A 6,573-nucleotide genomic window follows, 5' to 3' on the forward strand; every position below is an offset into this window, starting at 1 on the left:
AGGTATAAATGAATAAATAATCTGTTCACAGCCCTTGAACCAGTGGATCGATTAACTCATTTGGAATTTTATTTCGTTCGATATATTGATTAATTTCCTCTTGGTGATCACTGTAATATGTTAAAGCACCAAACACCTGAACCAGTGTCAGATGAGGCATTCCTATGGTAATTTCTTCGGGAGTAACTCCCATACGCCACGTTTCAACAACCGCCCTCACAGGAGTCCGAGTCCCCTTAATGATGGGTTCATTATTGAGAATCTGGTCATCTCGAACAACGTACAGGTAATCAGTAACCTGAACCATAAACACAAAAGAAACCGTACTATTTTCCTCTTCAATTATAGGTTGTATTACAAGGCAAATGATGTAAGAGTAAAAAATCTCTACCTGTCAGGAGGGTTAGAATCAATGTATTGCTTGCGTTTTCCCCTTACGTTGACACTAATAAGTGCGCCCCTACAATCCTCACCTCGCACTGTGACAGTTGGCGTATTGATTCGGTAATGTCTCTTGAGGCACAGCCGCCACTAATTCAACCTCTCCTTGTTCATTTTTTACCCAACCCGTCGCTTCCACAAGATACCGCCCTTCGCTAGTCGATTCTCCCGGATTGGGGACAGACTCTTGGGCTTGAGGCTCATTATCGATTGCAGTTGCGGCAAAATCACGCACATCAGATAACAGGGTTTGACCGCGAATCGGTGCCGTTGGATCACTCGGTACCCCTCCTCGCCCGGTAATCGTAAACACATTCCCCTCAGCCGCCGCACAGGTTTTCACCACTTGGTTACTGGTATCGGCAAGTTGATCGGGTAATTTGATTAGCCCTGATTCGGGATCAATCTCTGGACTACTGAGCGAGAATGTACCATCAACACCTAAATCAGAAGTCACAGTAATATCATTGGTCATGACCTCCCGTGGGTTGGTTAAGTCCCGAAGCTCAATAAAAAAGAGTGTATTCGTCGCAATACTAATATTACCTCCGTCACCCTGGAAGGCATTAGCCGTAATATCGCTATTTTGTCCAGGAATAGCCACAACAAATGGGGTCGCGATCTGAATATTTCCCCCATTACCGAAACCACTCTCTATCCCGGCTGTAGCTGAAATTAAGCTCCCTCCGCGCAAGATTATAATATCGTCTAAGGATAGAGCAATATTCCCGCCATCATCACTGGCAGCTTCTGCCGAAATCCGACCATTATCCAGAATTAAGCGACCGCCTTGAAGCTGAATACTACCCCCTGTACCTGTGCCTTCGCTATCGACAGAAATTGCCCCACCATCGCGAATTTGAACCAATTCTGGATCAATGAAGATACTGCCACTATTTCCCGTAGACTCTGAAGTTGTACTGGAAAAGATGCCTGTATCTTCACCCATAATATTAATCACGTTATCCACGTTGATAACCGTGTTCCCGGCATCACCTGTTCCGGCTGTATCGGTGCTAATTTGCGCTCCATCTTTCAAGATCAGAGCGTTTCCAGTAACCTGAATTAAACCACCATCTCCTGATGAACCTTCGGCAGCATTAGAAAACAATCCAGTATCCTCACCGGAAATGAAAATTGAGTTGGCATCAATTTCGATTTTGCCAGCATTTCCACTGCCTTCCGTCAAGGCTTCTAACTGTGCGCCGTTAGTGACAGATAGAGATGGGGTATTAATGGCTAAACTGCCGCCCTCTCCCGTCGCTCCACTCAATGTACCCACAAATGCGCCACTGGGAGAAAACGGTTCACCCGGATTTCCATCAAAGACAACAGATTCTGAAGCATTAATCACTATTTCACCGGCATCGCCTGTCTTTCCCTGACCCGTACTAGCACTAATACCTGCCCCATTCGTAACGGAAAGACGACGGGTGTTAATTTCAATCTGACCGCCGTTACCTCCACCTGGACTTGCACCAAAACCTGAAACTTCACTAGCAATGGCGGTGACACTAGGAATAGGTTCTGGTACACCAGGGATAGAGCGTAAAATTGCGCCGTCAACTACAATATCATCGGCGTTAATTTCTACATCTCCGGCATCACCCGTGCCTATGGTTGTGGTTCTAATTTGAGTACCCCTGAGTAGTGAAATAGAATTGGCATTAATGGTCACCTTGCCACCATCTCCCGTCGCCTCGGTTATGGATAATACCGACGGAGTTGCACCTTCTGCTATTAAGGTATCGGTATTAATCTCTACATCTCCGGCATCCCCTTCCATCCCACTCACCGAGCGACTACCAATTTGAGAGTCTTTCAACTCAATGGAATCGGCATTAACGATAACTTTCCCACCATCACCACCGCGAGTGACATTAACTAATATGGCATTATTAGCTGTCAAAGAATCAGCGGTAATGATTAGTTTCCCCCCAGTTCCTGCTGCATCTTGACGCAAATTACTTTGCACAAAATTACTCAAGAAAATAGAAGGGGCTTCTAAAATAACATCGCCGCCTTGACCATCACCGTATCCCGCACTTTCAATGAATGAAGCCTCGCTAGGCGCTTCCTCTTGAATAATGGCAGATTGGCTTTTCAGTGTAATGCTACCCCCAGCGGAACCCTCGGAAAAAATTTGAGAGCCATTTGGCATAAAAATATCCCCATTGGCGAGTAGGGTAATATCGCCACCAGGATTAGCAAAGGTAAACGTTGACAAATCAAAGCCAGAGGTGTCAAGCGTGCTGGGGGTAGTAATTTTTCCCCTTGAATCAATCACCACCTTCCCACCTCCATCAGGACCAAGGGGAGTACGAATGCGTGAGTCAACCGTAATGTCACCAGAGAGATTGGGGTTAGGTTGATACTGGTTGGTTAAAAAGACCAGTCCACCAAAATTGAAAATTTGATCAATGGTGATATCTGCACTTGTACCTGTTCCTGTGGTGTTCAGGGCAGGTGTAAATCCAGTTGTATCACCTGTATTGCCCTGTGGGTTAAATGCGGTTGTTCCTGCCCGAATATCTACCGTGGGTGTCTCACTTCCATCCACATCTATAGTTGTTCCATCGGAGAGGACAACGGTTTCCTGAATCGAATTGGCGGTGGTATCCGTTCCATTAACCGTAATGCTATCTGCCGTTACACTACCCCCGGCAAAAATATGTAAGGAAGCCCCGGTATAACTGCCAAAATTGACATCCCCACTGGCTCGAATAACCGGATCATCACTACTGGATAAATCCCCAGGATTTCCATTCGTCTGTTCAATCCAAAAATTACCGCCACTGAAGAAGTGAGCATTCCCGCCAATGGCATTGGCAGAACGGAACACCATATCTCCACCAGAAAAGAAACCACTGGCGGAATGGTTTAGGGCAAAAACATCAACTTTATTCCCTTGAATCAGCAGTTGATTCCCTGCCTGAGCAATAAACGGATGGGTAATTGTATCACGAATCTTGAGACTATCAGTTCCTTGAACGGTTAAGTCTTCTCCTGCGTTTAACTGACCCTCTAGGTCGATACTTTGACCAACGAACGTCAAGTTCTGTCCAACGAATAAATTGCCCCGATTATAAATCACACCTTGGGCAGGTAGCCCTGTTTGTAAACCAGGACTAATATTGAGAGTGAGTAGTGGTGGTGTATCAGGATTTTCCGTGCTGAACTGATACCCATTATCTAATAAAAGACTTTCGTTTGTTCCGGCAAAAAACGAACCGGAGATATCCAGTTGGGCATCTTGACCAAACAGTATGCCATTGGGATTAATCAAGTACAGGTTCGCATTCCCTAATACACCTAATGTACCGAAAATACTAGACGATTGAGTTCCCGTCACTCGTCCCAGGATAGCCTCAATTCCCGCAGGATTGGCAAAATAGACCTTTTGCAGAGTATCAACGTTTAAATCTTGGAAGCTATGAAAGAGACTACTGCCTCGTATGGCTCCCCCATCAATGCGATCAATTACACCTTTGATGCTGTTAACATTGGGCGTAACAATTGACCCTTCACTGCCCAAACTATTATCAGGAACAATCTGTGCAACTACACCTGGAGTCAAACCCAGTATACAAGCGATCGCGCTCAGTCCTGTCCAGATTCCTATCCGTTGATAAAACAGCATATCTAGCCTCTGTTGGTTTATTGCCTTGATTGTACGGAATAGCAGATCATAATTATATATCTCAATTGCGTCACGTAAACCTTCACGTAGGGGCGCAAGGCTTGCGCCCCTAATATCAATCATGATCTCATTCCGATGAGACTATAGGATAACGTTAGCCATATTAACTGACGTTACCCCGGTTAATTCGAGAGTCCCACCATTCAACGATGTGAGGTCAATCATCAGATTACCGTTCGTTAAACTTGCAAGAGTGTCGTTCGCATCAACGACCATATCACTATTGCTATCTAAATCTGTGACAGCAAGATCAAGTTCGCTAAAGTCCAGCTTATCAAGACTCTCAAAATCAGTAATTGTGTCATTACCAAAACTGGCACCAAAGACAAAGGTATCCTGTCCTTCTTGACCACTTAAGAGGTCATCACCTAGACCCCCGTTGACTAGATCCCCACCATTTCCACCGAGAATCGTATCGTTCCCCTTATATCCATTCAAACTATCAGCGCCATTTTGCCCATTAATGCTATCGTTAAAGTTCGTGCCAGTAATGGTATCAATTGCATTATTACCCGTAATTGTGAAAGTTGGTATAGTTCCAGTTGCCTGAAAATCTTGAAATGAAAGATTAAGATTGGCAGGACCATTTAGGGAGGTAAACGTTACACCAGTAACATTTGCGTCAACCTTAAACTCCTGAACGAACCAGTTTGCATCAAAATCAAACCCACTCAGTTCTTGCAATCTCGTTTGCACTAAGCCATCGCCACTGGTATCTTGCAGCGTGACTTCTACCCCAGTCGGATCAGTGAAATTAAATGAGTCTAGAGCCGTTTGCAAATCAACAAATGAACTCACCAATACACCATTCGGATCAAAGTAGTCTACACCAGCATCGGTGACAACCAAACTCACCGTCTGATCACTAATTGGCGAAAATTCCCCTGCCTCAAAATTGAGTTCTTGGGACTCTGTACCGTTATCAAACGTAAATGAGCCACCGTTATAGTTATCGCGACGATAAACCCCGTCTTGAATAAACTGGTAAAGTGCATCAATGACCGCTTGTTCGTCTGTCGTATTGCTTAAATCACCATCCGCAGACAGAGCCGTCCAATCTGCCAAATCAGCTAAGTAGGCTGTGTCGTTAATTTTACCCCACGACCCGAAAAACTCAGCTATGCCAGTTTCTCCCGGCGGCAAAAATTCTGAGTGATTATTGTAGGGATACGTACTGCCACCACCATCGGGATCAGGATTCATGAAAAAGGAAACTGGATTACCGCTGGGATCAGTTAAATTCTCAACCGACAGCATCCGGAAGTCTTGGTTGTTATTTAACGCTCCTTGAATGTCATAGGTGGAAACATCCAATCGACCCGTGGCTTTGATTGAGCCGGGAATCACGGCGTTTTGATTCACGGAAACAACTTCCGCATCGCTGGTGATATTCAGATAGCCAAAGTTAGCGATGTCTTGATTAAGAGTTTTGGTGACATTGAGATTGAAGAACAATGTTCCATCAAAACTGGTCTGATAATATTCAGGCAGTGCTGTATTGACATCTCCTGTGGTGGGATCTGAAGTCCCCAGAGTTCCTGAAAAATTGACCCGTTTAACATAATCATCACTGACTTTTGCATTAACGGTAATCGTTTTCGATTGACCCGCCGCAATCGTATCAAACAAAACCTCAATGGTTTGAGCATTATTGTCTCCTGCACCAGAAACATCTAAGTTTGTGCCACCGTCTGTGTCAAGACTCTGCACATTTAAACCAACTGGTAATACAGCGGTCAAATCATCATGAATCAGGACATCAGTCGCATCAGCCACCCCATTATTTGCTACCGTGATGGTAAATGAGACATCTTCACCGGGAAGGGCAATAAATTGTTTAACAAAACCCGGAGTATCAATTGTTTCAGTTACACTGGTAAATTCTTTGGTTAAGTCTAGATTGACCACGGGTGCCAGCGTACTGGTATAGTCATCTTCTGTCGTATCACCATTATTCACCGTTGAATCTGGGTCAAACTGGTCAGCAGCAATGATCTCCGCTACATTGGTGTAATCAGCGGCACTAGCTGCATCCAGCACCGTTGCTGTCAGAGTTAAGGTAGCATTACTTCCCGATGCAATACTGTCAACATCCCAAATACCTGTGCCACTGTCATAGGTTCCCAAACTTGATGTGGCACTAATTAAACTAAAGCCAGAAGGAAGTAAATCCTGAATGTTTACACCTGTTGCGGTTGCTGGACCATCATTCGTTAAAGTGACTTGGAAGTCTATTTGATCACCAACCACAATTGATGTGTCAGATACCGTTTGGGTAAGGGAAAGATCAGCTTCTTCTCGATTTCCAAAGTCTACATCGATTACGTCTGTATTACTCTCGACTATATTGATAGGAGCAGGGTCAACAGTTTTTTGCACCCAACCCGTTTGCTGAACTTCGCGGATGGTATAGGTTCCAGCACTTAAATCAG

General features: G+C 44.7%; 2 protein-coding genes and 1 pseudogene. All 3 read right to left on the bottom strand.

Annotated features, from left to right (window positions below):
* Positions 1-25: 25 nt before the first annotated feature.
* The gene (locus tag RIG66_RS32460; RefSeq protein WP_446384033.1) at positions 26-307 is read right to left on the bottom strand and encodes a DUF433 domain-containing protein; all 282 of its coding nucleotides are present in this window, start codon (positions 305-307) and stop codon (positions 26-28) included.
* Positions 308-469: 162 nt separating this feature from the next.
* Positions 470-4,081, bottom strand: a complete 3,612-nt coding sequence (locus RIG66_RS32465) for a two-partner secretion domain-containing protein (protein ID WP_446384035.1) — start codon at positions 4,079-4,081, stop codon at positions 470-472.
* 141 nt (positions 4,082-4,222) lie between these two features.
* Positions 4,223-6,573: pseudogene (locus RIG66_RS32470) on the bottom strand (hypothetical protein); the annotation flags it as partial.

Origin of the sequence: Coleofasciculus sp. E2-BRE-01 (assembly GCF_040221695.1) — a bacterium.
Classification (GTDB): Bacteria; Cyanobacteriota; Cyanobacteriia; order Cyanobacteriales; family Coleofasciculaceae; genus Coleofasciculus.

What these genes read in the sequence shown, in the direction of transcription:
- RIG66_RS32460 (WP_446384033.1), bottom strand. Translation starts at nt 307, where the DNA reads ATGGTTCAGGTTACTGATTACCTGTACGTTGTTCGAGATGACCAGATT.
- RIG66_RS32465 (WP_446384035.1), bottom strand. Translation starts at nt 4,081, where the DNA reads ATGCTGTTTTATCAACGGATAGGAATCTGGACAGGACTGAGCGCGATC.